This window comes from Oribacterium sinus, from assembly GCF_014202695.1.
Classification (GTDB): Bacteria; Bacillota; Clostridia; order Lachnospirales; family Lachnospiraceae; genus Oribacterium; species Oribacterium sinus.
This window is the reverse complement of record NZ_JACHHH010000007.1, coordinates 30391-48172: the sequence shown is the minus strand read 5'-3', so window position 1 is coordinate 48172 and position 17782 is coordinate 30391. Positions and strand designations below refer to the sequence as shown.

The window sequence follows — 17782 nt, the reverse complement described above, 5'->3', positions numbered from 1 at the left end:
AGAAAATATAATGGTAAAAACGATACTCTGATCCTCTCTCTGATTCTTTTAAGAGAAGAATCAGAGTATCGTTTTTTGATTTTAGAAAATATTTTTTAAGGTTCTTTCTTAATTGTAATAAGTTTAAGCTGCGTTTCACTTGCTTTCACTAAGTACAAACGGGCTCAGATTGCCCTTATTTTAAGCCTACACTAATAAAGCTAAGCTTAAATTACTATGTTCCATTATTCGTTTAAAGAAGAATCATTCCGTTTCCGGCACCAATACGGTCTGCACCAGCTTCCAATAATTCTTCCGCAAAGGCCTTGGTTCGTATTCCGCCGCTGGCTTTAATCTGCATTTTGGGAGAAACGGAGGCCTTCATCAACTGAATATCCTCCAGGGTGGCTCCTCCGGTGGAAAATCCGGTGGAGGTTTTCACAAAAGCTGCTCCTGCCTGCTCCGAAAGCCGGCAGGCTTTTTTTATTTCCTCTTTTGTCAATAAGCAGGTTTCAAGAATGACCTTTACAAGTGCAGGGGCAGAAGCCTCTACAACGGCACGGATATCATTCTCCACGGCTTGAAAATCCCCATCCTTTAAAGCACCGATAGGAAGCACCATATCAATTTCATCAGCTCCGTCTTCTACAGCACATTTGGCTTCAAAGGCTTTAGCTCTTGTGGACATTGCGCCCAAAGGAAATCCGACCACGGAACAAACCTTAACATCACTGCCCTCTAAAGATTTTTTTACCAATGGGACATAAACACTGTTCACACAAACAGAGGCGAAGCCATGCTCCCTAGCCTCTTGACAAAAGCGGACTACCACATCCTTCCCCGCCTCCGGCTTTAACACGGTATGATCAATCTTTTTCGCAATATCCATCGAAACCCTCCTAAAAATCCTCGCTTTATCAGCTCCACATTAAACTATAAGTATGATTATAACAAAAAATCAGATAGTGTGAACAATACAAACTACCTGATTTTTTGGTTCTGCTTATAGGTTGAAATTTCCAACTAAACCTTCTTGAAATAAGGGGTAATCTGAGCCCGTCAGTACTTGCGAAAAACAAGAGAAACGCAGTTTTTCGCTTAGTATCCGTTACGAGGCGAAGTTAGCGAAAGCGTACCCCTGTTTCAAGAAGGTTTAGGCGGAAATCTGATTCCTATTGCAGAACTCCCTACGCCTGCTCTCTGATTTTGTTCTGCGCCACCGTCAGCATCAGCTTGATTCTGTTTAGCTGATTTACCTCGGAAGCTCCCGCATCATAGTCCACCGCAATGATATTGGCACCGGGGTTATGACGCTTTAATTCCTTGATTACACCCTTACCTACGATGTGGTTAGGGAGGCAGCCAAAGGGCTGGGTACAAACAATATTGTCCACACCCTCGTCAATCAGCTCCAGCATTTCTCCGGTTAAAAACCATCCTTCACCGGTCTGATTTCCTAAGGAAACATACTGTCTTGCCTTGGCCGCCAGTTCTCGAATATCTCCGGGAGCAGTAAAGTGCTTGGACTTTTCCAGTTCCTTTCTTGCTGTCTTTCGGAAGGATTCCAAAAGGCTAATCGCAATATTACAGAAGGTCTTTCCTTTCCAGGAAGCGCCCAGATTCTCATACTTAAAGTTCTGGTTATAGAAACAGTAGAGGAGGAAGTCCATAAGATCCGGCATTACCGCCTCAGCCCCTTCCTTTTCCAAAAGCTCTACAATATGGTTATTGGCAAGAGGAGAGAATTTTACCAGAATTTCTCCCACAATACCAACCTTTGGCTTCTTTAAATTTGTGTTCATGGGCAGGGAATCAAAATCTTTAATAATACCCTTTACGTTTTTTCCAAACTCCAGGAAAGGAATATTTTTCTTGGAAAGACTTTCTTGACAGATCTTCTTCCACTTTTGATGTAAAGCCTCTGCGGAACCCTCCTGCAACTCGTAGGGACGGGTGCTGTAAAGAAGACGCATAAAAAGGTCTCCGTAAACAATTCCTTGCATTGCCTTCGTGAGAAGCGGAATGGTCATGGTAAAGCCGGGGGTAGATTCCATTCCGTTGGCATTTAAGGAAATAACCGGAATCTGTCCCATTCCCGCCTTGTCCAAAGCTCTACGGATAAAGCCGATATAGTTGGAGGCACGACAGCCTCCTCCGGTCTGGGACATAATCACCGCTGTCTTTTCCAAATCATATTTTCCGGAAAGCAGAGCCTCCATGACTTGTCCAACCACGATAATGGAAGGATAGCAGGAGTCGTTGTTTACATACTGTAATCCCGTATCGATGGCGGAACGGTTGTCATTGTCCAAAACCACCAGATTATAGCCCTCGGAACGAATAGCCGGCTCAATCAGCTCAAAGTGAAGAGGAGACATCTGGGGACAAAGGATGGTATAGCCTTCCTTCTTCATATCCTTGGTAAATAGAGTTCTCTTATAGCTTTCGGAACGAATGGTTCTCTTATAATTCTTTTCTGCTCGAACACGGATAGCCGCAAGGAGGGAACGGATACGAATTCTTGCCGCTCCTAAATTATTTACCTCGTCAATCTTTAATACGGTGAAAATCTTATCGGAGCCGTTCAAGATGTCCTTCGCCTGGTCTACCGTTACCGCATCCAGTCCGCAACCGAAGGAGTTTAACTGGATAAAGTCCAGATTTTCCTGGGTTTTTACAAAGGCAGCGGCCTTATAGAGACGGGAGTGGTACATCCACTGATCCGTAACAATGATAGGACGCTTTACTTCTGCCAAATGGGAGATGGAGTCCTCTGTTAAAACCGCAAAGTTAAAGGAGGTAATTAGCTCCGGAATACCGTGATGGATTTCCGGGTCTGCATGGTAGGGACGACCTGCCAAGACAATTCCTCGATTGCCGGTCTTTTCCATCCACATCAAGGTTTCTTCCCCTTTTTCCTCAATGTCCTTTCGGGATTGTAAAAGCTCTTCCCAAGCCAGATGAGCTGCTTCTCGGATTTCTTTCTCCGTAAAGTTCCATTCTTTAAACTTTTCTCCGATTTTTTCCAGAGTCCAGTCTCCGGCAGGCTTGATGGAGTCCTGAATATCCTTGGGATGAACAAAGACCTTGCAAAGCTGGTCTGTTAAAATTTTTTCATTGGTGAAGGCAAGGAAGGGCTTCATAAAGAGAATGCTCTTTTCTTCCAGGTTCTCCACGTTGTTCTTGATATTTTCCGCATAGGAGGTGACCATGGGGCAGTTGTAATGATTTCCCGCATCCGGTGTTTCATTTCGCTCATAAGGAATGCAGGGATAGAAAATGAACTTCTGCTCCTTGGCGATTAACCATTCAATATGTCCGTGTACCAGCTTGGCAGGGTAACATTCGGACTCGGAAGGAATGGATTCGATACCCATTTCGTAAAGCTTTTTGTTGGAAGAGGGAGAGAGTACGGTTCTAAATCCCAGTTCCTTAAAGAAAATAGCCCAGAAGGGGTAATTTTCATACATATTCAGGACACGGGGGATGCCCACTTCTCCACGCTTAGCTTCTTCGATACTTAATGGCTCATAACCGAAGATTCTCTTAATCTTGTACTTAAAGAGGTTTGGCACTTCGGACTTTGCCTTGGGCTTTCCCGCACCTCTTTCACAACGGTTTCCGGAGATAAAGCTTCTTCCCCCGCCGAAGTTGCTGATGGTCAGTACGCACTTATTGCTGCAAAGCTGGCAACGGCCCATGGTGGTTTCGTATTCCAGGTTCACAATCTTTTCCAGAGGAAGCATAGTGGTCTTTTTATAACCGCTGGCATCCAGAAACTCCTTATCCGTTTCTCCGGCCAGAATTTCATTTTCCAGCTTATCGGTTTCAATGCTGTATCGCTCTCTGGCAATCAGGGCTGCACCGAAGGCACCCATGATACCGGCAATGTCCGGACGGGTTACATTTTGTCCCAGAATCTGCTCTAAGGCTCTGAGAACGGCATTATTATAGAAGGTTCCACCCTGTACCACGATATGCTTACCAAGCTCCTTGGGATTGGTAACCTTAATAACCTTGTATAAAGCATTCTTTACTACGGAGTAGGCAAGACCTGCGGAAATATCCGCTACGGTAGCGCCCTCCTTCTGAGCCTGCTTTACATTGGAATTCATAAATACGGTACAACGGGAACCTAAATCCGTAGGCGTCTCCGCGAAAAGTGCCTCCTGGGAGAAGTCAATGACGTTATAGCCTAAGGATTTTGCAAAGGTCTCCAGGAAAGAACCGCAACCGGAGGAGCAGGCTTCATTTAACTGCACATTATCCACGGTGCCGTCCTTAATATGAATACACTTCATATCCTGTCCGCCGATATCCAAGATACAATCTACGTCAGGCTCAAAGAAGGATGCGGCATAGTAGTGGGCAATGGTTTCCACTTCTCCCTCATCCAGCTGGAAGGCGGACTTTAAGAGAGCTTCTCCGTAACCGGTAGAGCAAGAGTAGCTGATTTCCGCACCCTCCGGAAGTTTTTCTTTAATTTCCTTCATGGCTCTGATGGCAGTGGCAATGGGAGAGCCTTCATTTCCGGAATAAAAAGTATAAAGCAGTTCACCCTCTTCGGAAATCAAGGCCACCTTGGTTGTAGTGGAACCTGCATCAATTCCCAGGAAGATTTTTCCCTTATAGGAAGATAAGTCTCCGGTAGGCACCTTGGCTTTATTGTGACGAGCAATGAAGCTTTGGTAATCCTCTTCTTTTTCGAAGAGACAGTCCATACGCTTGATTTCACTGTCCATTTCAATGCCGGCACGAAGACTCTTGACCAGGCTTGCCAAGGGAACTTCTTTTGCGTTTTCCTCTATACTTAAAGCAGAACCCATGGCGGCAAAGAGGTGAGAATTATCCGGATTGATAATGGCATCTCCCTCCAGCTTTAGAGTACGAATAAAACTGTTTCTTAATTCCGACATAAAGTGGAGCGGGCCTCCTAAGAAGGCAACATTTCCACGGATAGGCTTCCCCTGAGCTAAACCGGAAATAGTCTGATTACATACGGCCTGGAAAATGGAGGCAGCCAAATCCTCTCTGGCAGCGCCTTCATTGATTAAAGGCTGAATATCCGTCTTCGCAAAAACACCGCAGCGGGCTGCGATGGGATAGATCATCTGGAAATTCTTGGCCAATTCATTCAGACCGGAAGCATCCGTATCCAAAAGAGAAGCCATCTGATCAATAAAGGAACCGGTACCTCCGGCACAGATTCCGTTCATTCTTTGGTCAATACCACCCTTAAAGTAGATGATTTTGGCATCCTCTCCTCCAAGCTCGATGGCTACATCCGTCTTAGGATAGAACTCCTTTAAGGAATTTGCTACAGCTACAACCTCCTGACAGAAGGGCTGCCCCATGTGCTTAGCCAAACTCAATCCGCCGGAACCGGTGACCATGCAGGTCAGACTGCAATCTCCCAGTGCTTCCTTTGCTTCCTCCAGTAAATCCGCCAATGTTTCCTGTATATTGGCAAAGTGTCTTCGATAGTCTGAAAAGAGAAGGTTCTTCTCTTGGTCTAAAATGGCGACTTTCACCGTTGTAGAACCGATATCTATTCCCAGTCTATAAGTTCCTGTCATAAATTCACCCTTTTCTATACTTTCTAAGCAAGCTTGTAAAAATCTGCCTTTCTCCCATAGGAAAAAGTTCAAGGATTTACTCTAACACAAAGGGAGGGGGGCAACAATAAAGCCTTTCTAAAAAAATAATAAAAAGAGCTGTGCTTAATAGAATTTTAATAAAAACCATAAGACAATCCTAATTTCATCTTGAAAAAGCCAGGGGAGACAAGTATACTCATGCGGTGCAAGAAGATAGTAAAAGACAACAGTGGAAGAGCGGGAGAAAAGAAATTTGCTCAGCTTGAAAGCGAATCAAAGAAAGGTAGTGAGAATGAATATCTTGGACCGTTTAAATAGAAAGTTCGGACGCTTCGCCATTCCTAATTTAATGCAGTATATTTGTGTGATTTACGGAATAGGCTTTATGATTCAGGTGGTGGCACCGGAAATTTACTATTATTATATGGATTTGGATCCGGAAGCAATTCTCCATGGACATATCTGGCGGATTTTTACATTTTTGTTTTACTTTCCGGCAGGGGGAGGATTTTCCGGCGTGTTTTGGGCCATTATCGGTATTATGGTGTACTATAATATCGGAAAAACGCTGGAATTTCTCTGGGGGAGCTTCCGTTATACGTTTTTTATTGCCTCCGGTATCATCCTTTATAATGTGGTAGGTATCCTGATTTATCTCTTTACCGGCGTGTCTTTACAGTTAAATCCCACCTACATGAGCTTCAGTATTTTCTTGGCCTATGCTTTAAGTTTGCCGGATACTATGTTTTACATTTACTTCCTTTTTCCGATTAAGGCCAAGTACCTGGCGGGAATAGAAACGGCGCTGTATTTCTTTTTCTTTTTGACCAGTCCAAATATGGGAGAGAGGGTTTCTATTCTCCTGTCTTTTGCCAATGTTTTGTTGTTCTTCCTATTACAGAATCAGGGAAACAATAAAAATATCTTTCACATTAATCGTTATCGATAGGCTTACGTTTTTTGCAAAACTTGTCGATGTGATAGAGTAGAGTCTGAAAATGAGTGGAAAATAGTGAGTGAGTAAAGGAGAAAAAAATGAGAAGAACGAAGATTGTATGTACCATGGGACCCAATGAAAATGATTATGAGCTGTTGCTTAAGCTGGCAAAGACCATGGATGTGGCTCGTTTTAACTTTTCCCATGGAAACCATGAGGAGCATCTAGCTAGATTGGAAATGCTTCGGAAGGCCAGAAAAGAAGTGGGAAGACCCATTGCTGCTCTTTTGGACACCAAGGGACCGGAAATCCGTACCGGTGTTTTGGAGGGAGGCAATAAGATTACTTTTCAAGAGGGAGATGAGATTACCCTTACTACCGAGGAAGTGGTAGGGACAAAGCAGAAAATTTATATCAACTACGAGCACCTTCATGAGGATGTAAAGCCCGGAAATGTGATTTTGATTGATGACGGTTTAATCGGTTTAGAGGTGCTTTCCGTTAATGGACAGGAAATTCACTGTAAGGTAACTAACGGCGGTGAGCTTGGGGAGAGAAAGGGCGTGAATGTACCCAATGTTCCCATCCAGCTTCCCTCTATTACTGAAAAGGATATCGAGGATATTCGCTTTGGTATTTCAGAAGAATTTGACTTTATTGCCGCTTCATTCGTTCGCTCCGCAGATGCCATTCGTCAGATTCGTACCCTCTTGGATGAGGCCGGCTCTCAGATGAAGATTATCGCTAAGATTGAGTCCCAGGAGGGATTGGATAATCTGGATTCCATCATTGACGAAGCAGACGGAATCATGGTGGCAAGAGGAGATTTGGGCGTAGAAGTGGAAGCTCGTCGTCTTCCTCATTTGCAGAGGGAGATTATCGAAAAATGTAACTTCCACGGAAAACTGGTTATTACCGCGACCCAGATGCTGGATTCCATGATTAGAAATCCAAGACCTACCAGAGCGGAGGTTACCGATGTGGCCAATGCAGTAGAAAACGGTACGGATGCAGTGATGCTCTCCGGAGAAACCGCTAACGGTAAGTATCCCGTAGAGGCTGCGGAGACCATGGCTTCCATCGTAGAATATTCCGAGCAGTTTTTGGATTATAAGCAGTTTAAGACAAGACTTGTGGAGAGAACCGTATATGAGAGCATCGGCAATGCGGTTTGTGCGGCTTCCGTAACCACCGCCCACGAGCTTCATGCCAAGGCAATCGTTGCACCGACACTTACCGGAATTACCGCCTCCATGATTGCCAAATATCGTCCCAGAACGAATATCTTCGCTCTTTCTCCCAGTCAGGTAACCACCAGACAGATGATGCTGTACTGGGGAGTAACTCCGGTTTGGGCAAGACGTGCGGAAACCACCGACGAGTTGTTTGAAAGTTCTTTAGAAGAGCTGAAGAGCATGGGCCATGTGGATTCCGGAGACCTTTGCATCATTACTGCAGGAGTACTCAATCGTCTCTTAAAGCAGCAGGTTGCCAACAGCACCAATATTATGCGAGTTATGGTTGTTCCTAAATAAGATTTCACAGGATTCTCACTTGAAAAGTCCCTTCCTTATGTTTAAGATAGGAAGGGACTTTTTTTATTTTTAATGAGTATCTCATTTTTCGAAATTGATAAAGTAGGATGTATGGAGTAGGAGAAAAGATGAAAAATGCGTATGTAAGTAAAGAACAAGTGGAAGCAATCGCCAAGGAATATCCCACACCTTTTTATCTGTATGACGAAAAGGGAATTCGGGATACTGCCCGAAAGCTGTATAAGGCCTTCTCCTGGAATCCGGGCTTTAAAGAGTATTTTGCCATTAAGGCAACCCCCAATACTGCTATTTTACGGATTTTAAAGGAAGAAGGTTGCGGGGTAGACTGCTCCTCTAAAGTGGAATTGACCATGGCCGAGGCTTGCGGTTTCAAAGGACAAGAAATTATGTTTTCCTCTAATGATACTCCGGAAGAGGAATATATCTTTGCCAGGGAGCTGGGAGGAATCATTAACTTGGATGATTTTTCCAATATTGCGGAAGTGGAAGAAACCCTGGGAACCCTGCCCAAAACCATGAGTTTGCGTTTTAATCCCGGAGGCTATTTTAAAATTGCCAATACTATTATGGATAATCCGGAAGAAGCCAAGTTCGGTATGACGGAGGCTCAGATTCTGGAGGGCTATAAAATTTTAAAGGAAAAGGGTGTAGAACATTTCGGAATCCATGCTTTTCTTGCCTCCAATACTGTAAGCAATGAGTATTACCCGGTTTTGGCAAGACAGCTTTTTCAGTTGGTGGTACGGATTAAGAAGGAGCTTGGGATTTCTCTGGACTTTGTCAATCTTTCCGGAGGAATCGGCATTCCTTATCGTCCGGAGCAGGAGCCCAATGACATTCTCCTGATTGGACAGGGCGTTAAGGAGGTTTTTGAAGAAATTTTAGTACCGAACGGTCTTGGACATATCCGCCTTTGCACGGAGCTGGGACGTTTTATGCTGGCACCCTACGGGGCTTTGATTACCAAGGTGATTCATTTTAAGGAGACCTACAGACACTATGCAGGGGTGGATGCCTGTGCGGCAAATCTGATGCGTCCGGCTATTTATGATGCTTATCATCATATTACGGTGCTGGGAAAAGAAGAGGAAAAAGAGACGAAGACCTATGATGTAGTCGGTTCTCTTTGTGAAAATAATGATAAGTTTGCGAAAAACAGAGAGTTGCCGGTACTGGAAAAGGGAGACTACCTTTTCTTCCACGATGCGGGAGCCCACGGTTTTGCTATGGGATACAATTACAACGGAAAGCTTTGGTGTGCAGAGCTTCTCTTAAAAGAAGATGGTACAGTAAAGTGTATCAGAAGAGCTCAGAGGGATACGGATTATTTTGCCACCCTGGATATTGATGAGGATTTTCAGAAGTATTTGCAGAACAGAAAGTAGGAATTATGGCATTGAAGAAAAAAGCTGTAACAGGAATGAAGGATATTTTACCGGAGGAGATGGCCATCCGGCAGAGAATTCTTTCCGCAATCAGACGGGTTTACGGACGCTTCGGCTTTACGGAGATTGAAACCCCCATCGTAGAGCATTTGGAAAATCTTCTCAGTAAGCAGGGAGGAGACAATGAAAAGCTGATTTTTAAGGTGGAGAAGCGAGGGGAGAAGCTGAAGGAAGCCATTGAGAAGGGGGATTTTGAGGCCCTTTCCGATGCAGGGCTTCGGTATGACTTAACCCTGCCTCTTTCCCGTTTTTATGCGGAGAATCAGGCGAAGCTCCCCAGTCCCTTTAAGGCATTGCAGATTGGACCTGTATTCAGGGCTGATCGTCCTCAAAAGGGAAGATTCCGGGAGTTTTGGCAATGCGATATTGATATTTTCGGAGATTCCTCCTTCCTTTCGGAGATAGATTTGCTTTTGGCTATGGGAACCCTGTTACAGGAAATCGGTTTTGGAGAACAGTATCCCTTCTATATCGTGGTAAATGACAGAGAAATTCTGAAAGCAATGCAGCGCTATGCAGGATTTCCGGAGGGGGATTTTGAACAGATTTCCATTATACTGGATAAGGAAGATAAGATTGGAAGAGACGGGGTAAAGGAGGAACTGGCAGGTCTTGGCTATTCCGAGGAGCAGATTTCCCGTTATACCGAGCTTTTGGATCAGGTTTCCGGAAAGAAGGAAGACCTCCTTTCTCTTGGGGAAAAGCTAAAGGATGTTTTAGAGGAAGGTGTTTGCCAAAACCTTTATAAGATTATGGATTTGGTGGAAATCTCCGGAAAGGGAAAGATTCCTCTTCGTTTTGATCCCAGTCTTGTGCGAGGCATGGGCTATTATACCGGGCCGATATTCGAAGTGCGTTCCACATTATTTTCCGGCTCTATCGGCGGAGGCGGTCGTTATGACAAGATGGTAGGAAAGTTTACCGGTATCGATACCCCTGCGGTGGGATTTTCCATCGGCTTTGAGCGAATCATCACCATTCTTATGGAAGGGGAGGCTTCGGAAGTTAGGGCGGAGAAGAAGGCGATTCTTTTGGAGAAGGATTTGCAGGAAGAGGAGCTGAAGAAGGCTCTGCTGGATGCTATGGACAGAAGAGCCAAGGGAGAAGTGGTATTGCTTTCCCAAATGAATAAAAATAAGAAATTCCAGAAGGAGCAGCTGAGCAAGGAAGGCTACAGCGAGTTTATAGAATATTTTTCAAAAGCTTAAAATAGGGAGCCGGAACAAAAAGTCTCCTGGAGATAGGATATTTTCAGAAACATTTTCGGCAGAGAATCCGGTAAGCTGTTGCAAGAAAAGATTGAGAGGGTAAAGTTATGGCTGAGTCAATGAGAGGTTTACACAGAACCGCAAGATGCGGAGAATTGGGAGAGGAGTATATCGGAAAAACGGTCTGCATGATGGGCTGGGTACAGAAGTCCAGAAATAAGGGTGGTCTTATTTTTACAGACCTTAGAGACCGTTCCGGAATCCTACAGATTCTTTTTGAGGAAAATGAATGCGGTGCAGAGGTTTTTGAAAAGGCCTCCAAGCTAAGAGCGGAGTTTGTTATTGCGGTAGAAGGAGAGCTTCGAAGCAGAGGAAAGGATGCCAATGCCAGCCTTGCTACAGGAGCTGTGGAGCTGGTAGCAAAAAGCTTGAGAATCCTGGCAGAGGCGGAGACTCCTCCCTTCCCCATTGAAGAAGATAGCAAGACCAAGGAAGACTTACGCTTAAAGTACCGTTATCTGGATTTGAGAAGACCGGATTTGGCGAAGAGAATTATGACAAGGGCCAGACTTTCCCAGCTGATTCGTGCCTTTTTGTCCAAGGAAGGATTCTTGGAGATTGAAACGCCTACATTGATTAAGTCCACCCCTGAGGGAGCCAGAGACTTCCTGGTGCCATCTCGCCTGCATCAGGGTTCCTTCTATGCCCTGCCCCAGTCTCCTCAGCTTTTAAAGCAGCTCTTAATGGTTTCCGGTATGGATCGTTATTTCCAGCTGGCAAGATGCTATCGTGATGAGGATTTAAGAGCGGACCGTCAGCCTGAGTTTACCCAGGTGGATATGGAGCTGTCTTTCGTGGATATGGAAGACGTTTTGGAAGTGAACGAGAGACTTTTACAGTATATTTTCAAGGAAATCTGTCAGGTGGACATTTCTCTTCCTTTACAGAGAATGACCTGGATTGATGCTATGGAAAATTACGGTTCCGATAAGCCGGATCTTCGTTTTGACCTGCCTTTACTGGAGTGTACCGAGGCGGTACGGGGTTGCGGCTTCTCCGTATTCAGCCAGTGCGTAGAAAATGGCGGTAAGGTCAAGGGTATTCTTTTAAAGGGACAGGCCTCCATGCCCAGAAAGAAGATTGACAGCTATGTGGAGCTGGTAAAGGGCTATCAGGCAAAGGGCTTGGCCTGGTTCGGCTACGGGGAAGACGGCTCCGTAAAGTCTTCCTTTGCCAAGTTTATGTCCGAGGAGGATATAAAGAGATTAACAGAGGCTACAGGCTTAGAGCAGGGAGATCTTCTCTTCTTGGTATCCGATGAGAAGAAGCAGGTGGTATGGAACAGCCTTGGAGCTTTACGTCTTGCTTTAGGAAAGGATTTAGACTTAATTCAGAAGGGACAGTGGAAGTTCCTCTGGGTTACCGAGTTCCCCATGTTTGAATATTCCGAGGAATTGGGAAGATATCAGGCCATGCATCACCCCTTCACCATGCCTATGGAAGAAGACCTTCCCTTGGTGGATGAAGAGGATTTGTCCAAGGTTAGAGCCAAGGCCTACGATATTGTTTTGAACGGAACGGAGCTGGGTGGCGGTTCTGTCAGAATTCACCAGTCTCATGTGCAGGAGAAAATGTTGGAAAAGCTTGGCTTTACGAAGGAAAGAGCCACTGAGCAGTTTGGTTTCTTATTGGAAGCCTTTCAGTACGGTGTACCTCCCCATGCAGGTCTTGCCTACGGCTTAGACCGTTTGGCGATGTGGATGGTGGGCGCGGAGAGCATCCGCGATGTCATTGCTTTTCCGAAGGGAAAGGACGGTTCCGATGCTATGATGGATGCACCGGCTGAGGTCTTTGATCCCCAGCAGCTAAAGGATTTGCACATTGCCATTACAGAAGAGTAAGTGCAGCTTATAGCTTTACAAATATTTCCGTGTCTTTTGGACTTTTAAAGAGAAAATAGAGCTAAGCTAAAGAGGAAGATATGCTCAGCCCAAGCTTTGCTTGAGTTTTAGGAGGAATAGGTGAGGAAAGAGGAATTTATTCGGGAACTGGTTTTAGAATTAAAGCAAAATGTTTCGGAACAAGTTATTCTGGAGCAACAACGTTTTTATGAAGAGTACATCCTGACGGAAGTGCGGGGTGGAAAAACCGAGGAAGAAGTTATTGCTTCCCTTTCTGAGCCAAGGCTTTTGGCAAAAAGCATTATTGATGCTGCAGAGGCGGGAGGAGATCATGTAGCCAGAAGCACTCCTTTCCGTTATGCGGAAAGTGAGATTAACTATGCTTCCGACGAAGAAGATTTACAATACAAGGGAGCGGAAGAAGATAGCAGACAGTCTCAATCCTTTAGGGAAAAGACAGGCTATACCCAATATAAAGAAGAGGACATTCGGCAGGATAGACAGTCGGCCTTTGAAAATGCAGGAGGACCCCGTATCATTCCTGTCAGTCCCTTAGGCTGTGTGATTTCTCTTGTGATTTTCTTCCTGATTATCGGGGGAATTATCGCGGTTTTTGCGGGAATCATTTCCGCTTTGGCACCGATTTTACTCCCTGTACTTGCGGTGGCGGTAATCCTTTGGATTTTGGCATACCTTTTTCGATAGGAGGGAAGATGCAAAGAATGGAACTGGTGGTACCCTGCCACTTTGGACTGGAAGCAGTCTGTAAAAAAGAAATTCAGGATTTGGGTTATGATGTGCATACCGTTAGCGACGGAAAGGTGCATTTTATCGGAGATGCGGAGGCTATCGTCCGTGCCAACATTTTCCTGAGAACAGGGGAAAGAGTTTTATTAAAGCTGGGCTCCTTCCATGCGGAATCCTACGAGGATTTGTTTCAGGGTACCAAGGCCCTTCCGTTGGAAGAGTATCTGCCAAAGGATGCCTCCTTCTGGGTGACCAAGGCCGGCTCCGTGAAATCCAAGCTGTTTTCGCCCAGAGATATTCAGTCCGTAATGAAGAAAGCCATGGTTGACCGGATGGCATCCTACTATCATCAGAGTTTTTTTGAGGAGCACGGAGCCAAGTACCCCTTCCGTGTTTCTCTGTATAAGGATGAGGTTTTACTCTGTTTGGACACCAGTGGAGACTCTCTGCATAAAAGAGGCTATCGTTTAAAAATGGGAAAGGCGCCCATTAAGGAAACCTTGGCTGCCTCCCTGATTCTCCTTAGCAAATGGAGAGAGGATGCCCCCTTTGTGGATCCCATGTGCGGTGCAGGAACCTTTCCCATAGAGGCGGCTATGATTGCGGCAAAGATTGCTCCCGGAATGCATAGACATTTTACGGCGGAAGCCTGGGAAAACCTGATTCCTAAAAAGGAATGGGACTATGCTTTGGAGGAGGCAGGGGATGAAATTGACCGTAGCCTATTAGAAAGCAAGAAGAATTCCTATGGAAAAATGGTGGATATTCAGGGCTATGATATCGATCCTGCCATGATTCCGGTTTGCCGTGAAAATGCGGAGCGGGCAGGAGTTGGAAAGCTCATCCATTTTCAGGAAAGAGAAGTGGGGAAGATGTCCCACAGTAAGCGAGGAGGCTTGATTTTAACCAATCCTCCCTACGGAGAGCGAATCGAGGATAAGAGAAATCTGCCTCTGTTATATACGGAGCTTAGAGAGGCTTATGAAGATCTGGATGATTGGCGACTTTGCTTAATCACCGCTTACGAGCAGGCGGAGAAATACCTTGGGAAGGCGGATAAAAACAGAAAGCTTTACAACGGTATGATGAAAACCTATTTTTACCAGTACAATGGTAAAGGGAGAAAATAATGCGGATTTTATTTGCCACCCATAATCAACACAAGTTAAGAGAAATTCAGGAGATTCTGTCTAATTTCCCCGGAACCATTCTCTGTGCCAAAGATTTAGGCATGGATCAGGAGGTAGAGGAAAACGGGACAAGTTTTCTGGAAAATGCGGAAATCAAGGCCAGAGCCCTATATAACTTTGCCAAAGCGCAGGGACTTTTAGAGGAAGATGACCTGGTTATGGCGGATGATTCCGGCCTGTCCATTGAAGCCCTGTCCTTTGGTCCCGGAATATATTCAGCCCGATTTTTGGGGGTGGATACACCCTATCCCGAAAAGAATCGTCGTATCCTGGCCATGATGGAAGAAAGCAGCAGTAAAAGCAGAATGGCCTACTTTAGCTGCGCCATTGTTGCGATTTTTGCGGATGGAAAGCTTTTGCAAACGGAAGCCAGATGCACGGGAGAAATTGCAAAAGAGCCCGGTGGAGAAGAGGGCTTCGGCTATGACCCCATTTTCTACCTTCCGGAATACAGAAAAACCGCTGCTGAGCTTTCTCGAGAAGAGAAGAATAAGGTTTCCCATAGGGGAAAGGCTCTTCGAAAGATGGAAAGAATGATTCAGGAAGAGCAGGAAAAAAGAGATTCTGCCCGCTTTTCGAAAGCAGGGCAGGAGCAGTCGGGAAAAGGCAAGGAAGCAAAGGCGGAGCACAAGGCGGAGAAAGAATCCGGGAAAAAGCCGGAAAAAGAGGAGAATGCCGAAAAGGGACAGGAACTTGTCGAAAAGGGACAGGAAGCTGCTCGGGAAGCGAAGACTAAGATAGCCGGCAGAATCGATCCTTCTTCGGAGGAAAAGATTTTGGTACTTTCCGATAACCATAGAAGACTGGACTATGTGGAAAAGGTTCTTCGTCTGCATCCGGATATATCCATGTGTATTCATCTGGGGGATTCGGAGGGAGAAGGAGAGGTACAGGCGCTTTTGCCTAAGGGCTGTGAGTCCTATTTTGTACAGGGAAACAATGACTTTTTTTCCTATTTGCCCAAGGACGTGGAAGTTCGTATCGGAAAAGAACGATGCTTTTTGACCCACGGCCATCTCTATGGCGTAAACTTCGGCTTGGAGCGTCTTTCGGAAGAGGCAAGAGACAGAAATTGCAGTATGGCATTCTTCGGACATACCCATAAACCCTGTAACAAAGTGGTGAACGGGGTGCATTGTATCAATCCGGGATCCATCAGCTTTCCCAGACAAGAGGATAGAAGACCATGCTATAGCCTGCTGTTTTTGGACCAAAAAGGAAATCTTAGAGTGGAAATGCATAAAATTTAGGAGGATAAAATAATGTACATGGCAGAATTTGTGGAGAGAATGAAGGGAATTCGGATTTGTCCGGTTTTGGTAATTGAGGATAAAAATGACGCCATTCCTCTGGGGAAGGCTTTATTGGAGGGAAAACTGCCGGTGGCGGAGGTCACCTTCCGTACGGCGGCAGCAAAGGAATCCATCGCGCTAATGGTAAAGGAATATCCGGATTTATATGTGGGTGCGGGAACGGTGATTACCCTGCAGCAGTGTAAAGATGCTGTGGAAGCCGGTGCCAAGTTTATTGTAAGTCCTTCCTTTTCCCATGAAGTGGCAGCTTTTTGCAGAGAGAGAGAAATTCCGTATTGTCCCGGCGTTTTGACTCCTACGGAAATCAGCATGGCCATGTCTTATGATATTCCTGTGGTGAAGTTCTTCCCGGCAGGACAGTTTGGCGGCGTACAGACCATCAAGAGCTATGCGGCAGTGTTCCAGAACCTGTATTTTATGCCCACCGGTGGAGTGAATCTTCAGAACATCGGAGAATATCTTTCCTTCTCCAAGGTGCTTTGTGTGGGAGGAACCTGGCTGTGTAAAAAAGAATTTTTGGAAACCAAGGATTTTGCCTTGATTACCAAGAATTGCCTGGAGGCCTATGAATTAAGTCACTAAAGCTTTGCTGTTTTGTAAAGAAAGGAAAGGGGCTATTTTTACGGCTCCTTTTTTGAAATTCAAGCAGAGAAGAAGCCTTTGTAAACAGCGAAAATTTTTTCTTGACAAAGTATTGGGGATTCGCTAATATATGAGAGTCGCACAAAATGCGAAATGATTCAGTAGCTCAGCTGGATAGAGCAACGGCCTTCTAAGCCGTGGGTCGGGGGTTCGAATCCCTTCTGGATCACTTGCGAGACGGTTCTATCCGTAACATGGTGGCCATAGCGTAGTTGGTTATCGCGCCAGATTGTGGTTCTGGAGGTCCCGGGTTCGACTCCCGGTGGCCACCCTATTTTTCTCGCACGAGGTTCTTATCTCATAGGGCCATCGCCAAGCGGTAAGGCACAGGCCTTTGACGCCTGCAGTCGTTGGTTCGAATCCAACTGGCCCTGCTTATGAGACACTAGCTCAGTCGGTAGAGCACTTGACTTTTAATCAAGTTGTCGCGGGTTCGATTCCCGCGTGTCTCATTCCTGAAAGGGAGATATGCGGATGTGGCGGAATTGGCAGACGCGCCAGATTTAGGTTCTGGTGGGCGACCGTGCAGGTTCAAGTCCTGTCATCCGCAGGCTGAAAACAAGGTTTTCGTGAGGATTGTGATAGAGGAAGTATCCTTTATCACTTTTTTTGTATCCGGAAAGACTGGTCTTTTTTGAAGAAAAGCCTTATGCTATAGAAAATCTATAGACGAAGGAAAGGAAGAGAATCGTTTGAGAACAGAGGATACAAGTACAAAGGACAGTGTAAGTGAAAATAATGCTAAGGCTTTGATTCGGAAGGCGCTTCAGGCCAGAAGAAAAGCCTATAGTCCCTACTCTCATTTTCAGGTAGGCGTAGCTTTGGAAACAGATTCAGGAGAAGTATTTTTAGGCTGTAATGTGGAGAATGCTTCCTATGGAGCCAGCAACTGCGGAGAAAGAACCGCCGTGTTTAAGGCGGTCAGTGAGGGCTATAAGCATTTTCGGAGAATCGCCATAGTAGGAGGCATGAAGGATAGTGAAGAGCTTTCCTACTGTATGCCCTGCGGTATATGTCGTCAGGTGATGGCGGAGTTTGTGGATTTACAAAGTTTTCAGGTCATTTTGGCAAAAAATGAAGAGGAGTATCATATTTATACTCTTGCAGAGCTTCTTCCCCATGCCTTTTTGCCGGAGGCTCTGGAGGACTAAGCAGTTGTTTTAGGGACAGTCCTTTATTTTGGAGATAGTTTTTGCAGTTACAAGATCGAAAAGTTCATAAAGATTGAAAAAAGTAGTATGGGAAGCGGTAAGTATTGCTTCTATCA

General features: G+C 45.3%; 12 protein-coding genes and 5 tRNA genes. 15 read left to right on the top strand and 2 right to left on the bottom strand.

Features of this window, described 5'->3' with window-relative positions; genetic code table 11:
• Positions 1-232: 232 nt before the first annotated feature.
• On the bottom strand, positions 233-868 hold the full coding sequence (deoC, locus tag HNQ46_RS07420; RefSeq protein WP_183684124.1) for a deoxyribose-phosphate aldolase: 636 nt from the start codon (positions 866-868) through the stop codon (positions 233-235).
• Between the two features lie 298 nt (positions 869-1166).
• Positions 1167-5555 (bottom strand): 2-hydroxyacyl-CoA dehydratase, encoded by a 4389-nt coding sequence (locus tag HNQ46_RS07415; protein ID WP_183684123.1) that lies wholly within the window; start codon positions 5553-5555, stop codon positions 1167-1169.
• A gap of 313 nt (positions 5556-5868) precedes the next feature.
• On the opposite strand from HNQ46_RS07415, the gene HNQ46_RS07410 reads away from it, so the two are divergent.
• From HNQ46_RS07410 to HNQ46_RS07340, 15 genes are all read left to right on the top strand, one after another.
• Complete coding sequence (locus HNQ46_RS07410; RefSeq protein WP_183684122.1) at positions 5869-6525, top strand: rhomboid family protein; 657 nt, start codon at positions 5869-5871, stop codon at positions 6523-6525.
• Positions 6526-6611: 86 nt separating this feature from the next.
• Entirely contained in the window at positions 6612-8048 is a 1437-nt protein-coding gene (gene pyk, locus HNQ46_RS07405; protein WP_183684121.1) for a pyruvate kinase, read from the top strand.
• 128 nt (positions 8049-8176) lie between these two features.
• Positions 8177-9454 (top strand): diaminopimelate decarboxylase, encoded by a 1278-nt coding sequence (locus HNQ46_RS07400; protein ID WP_183684120.1) that lies wholly within the window; start codon positions 8177-8179, stop codon positions 9452-9454.
• Positions 9455-9459: 5 nt separating this feature from the next.
• The gene (gene hisS, locus HNQ46_RS07395) at positions 9460-10722 is read left to right on the top strand and encodes a histidine--tRNA ligase (protein ID WP_183684119.1); all 1263 of its coding nucleotides are present in this window, start codon (positions 9460-9462) and stop codon (positions 10720-10722) included.
• Between the two features lie 107 nt (positions 10723-10829).
• Positions 10830-12623 carry an aspartate--tRNA ligase gene (gene aspS / locus HNQ46_RS07390; protein WP_183684118.1) on the top strand — a complete coding sequence of 598 codons (1794 nt, stop codon included), beginning with the start codon at positions 10830-10832 and terminating at the stop codon, positions 12621-12623.
• 120 nt (positions 12624-12743) lie between these two features.
• Positions 12744-13328 carry an HAAS signaling domain-containing protein gene (locus tag HNQ46_RS07385; protein WP_183684117.1) on the top strand — a complete coding sequence of 195 codons (585 nt, stop codon included), beginning with the start codon at positions 12744-12746 and terminating at the stop codon, positions 13326-13328.
• Between the two features lie 8 nt (positions 13329-13336).
• Entirely contained in the window at positions 13337-14500 is a 1164-nt protein-coding gene (locus tag HNQ46_RS07380) for a THUMP domain-containing class I SAM-dependent RNA methyltransferase (protein ID WP_183684116.1), read from the top strand.
• The gene (rdgB, locus tag HNQ46_RS07375) at positions 14500-15810 is read left to right on the top strand and encodes an RdgB/HAM1 family non-canonical purine NTP pyrophosphatase (RefSeq protein WP_183684115.1); all 1311 of its coding nucleotides are present in this window, start codon (positions 14500-14502) and stop codon (positions 15808-15810) included. Before HNQ46_RS07380 ends, rdgB begins: the two co-directional genes overlap by 1 nt.
• Positions 15811-15822: 12 nt before the next feature.
• Complete coding sequence (locus HNQ46_RS07370; protein ID WP_007156471.1) at positions 15823-16455, top strand: bifunctional 4-hydroxy-2-oxoglutarate aldolase/2-dehydro-3-deoxy-phosphogluconate aldolase; 633 nt, start codon at positions 15823-15825, stop codon at positions 16453-16455.
• Between the two features lie 155 nt (positions 16456-16610).
• Positions 16611-16684, top strand: a tRNA-Arg gene (locus HNQ46_RS07365).
• 28 nt (positions 16685-16712) lie between these two features.
• Positions 16713-16786 (top strand) — tRNA-His (locus HNQ46_RS07360).
• Positions 16787-16817: 31 nt separating this feature from the next.
• Positions 16818-16889: transfer RNA gene (locus HNQ46_RS07355), tRNA-Gln, on the top strand.
• A gap of 5 nt (positions 16890-16894) precedes the next feature.
• Positions 16895-16967 (top strand) — tRNA-Lys (locus tag HNQ46_RS07350).
• An 18-nt stretch (positions 16968-16985) separates the two neighbouring features.
• Positions 16986-17065, top strand: a tRNA-Leu gene (locus HNQ46_RS07345).
• Positions 17066-17207: 142 nt separating this feature from the next.
• On the top strand, positions 17208-17666 hold the full coding sequence (locus HNQ46_RS07340) for a cytidine deaminase (protein WP_183684114.1): 459 nt from the start codon (positions 17208-17210) through the stop codon (positions 17664-17666).
• Positions 17667-17782 lie beyond the last annotated feature (116 nt).

What these genes read in the sequence shown, in the direction of transcription:
- deoC (WP_183684124.1), bottom strand. Translation starts at nt 868, where the DNA reads ATGGATATTGCGAAAAAGATTGATCATACCGTGTTAAAGCCGGAGGCG.
- HNQ46_RS07415 (WP_183684123.1), bottom strand. Translation starts at nt 5,555, where the DNA reads ATGACAGGAACTTATAGACTGGGAATAGATATCGGTTCTACAACGGTG.
- HNQ46_RS07410 (WP_183684122.1), top strand. Translation starts at nt 5,869, where the DNA reads ATGAATATCTTGGACCGTTTAAATAGAAAGTTCGGACGCTTCGCCATT.
- pyk (WP_183684121.1), top strand. Translation starts at nt 6,612, where the DNA reads ATGAGAAGAACGAAGATTGTATGTACCATGGGACCCAATGAAAATGAT.
- HNQ46_RS07400 (WP_183684120.1), top strand. Translation starts at nt 8,177, where the DNA reads ATGAAAAATGCGTATGTAAGTAAAGAACAAGTGGAAGCAATCGCCAAG.
- hisS (WP_183684119.1), top strand. Translation starts at nt 9,460, where the DNA reads ATGGCATTGAAGAAAAAAGCTGTAACAGGAATGAAGGATATTTTACCG.
- aspS (WP_183684118.1), top strand. Translation starts at nt 10,830, where the DNA reads ATGGCTGAGTCAATGAGAGGTTTACACAGAACCGCAAGATGCGGAGAA.
- HNQ46_RS07380 (WP_183684116.1), top strand. Translation starts at nt 13,337, where the DNA reads ATGCAAAGAATGGAACTGGTGGTACCCTGCCACTTTGGACTGGAAGCA.
- rdgB (WP_183684115.1), top strand. Translation starts at nt 14,500, where the DNA reads ATGCGGATTTTATTTGCCACCCATAATCAACACAAGTTAAGAGAAATT.
- HNQ46_RS07370 (WP_007156471.1), top strand. Translation starts at nt 15,823, where the DNA reads ATGTACATGGCAGAATTTGTGGAGAGAATGAAGGGAATTCGGATTTGT.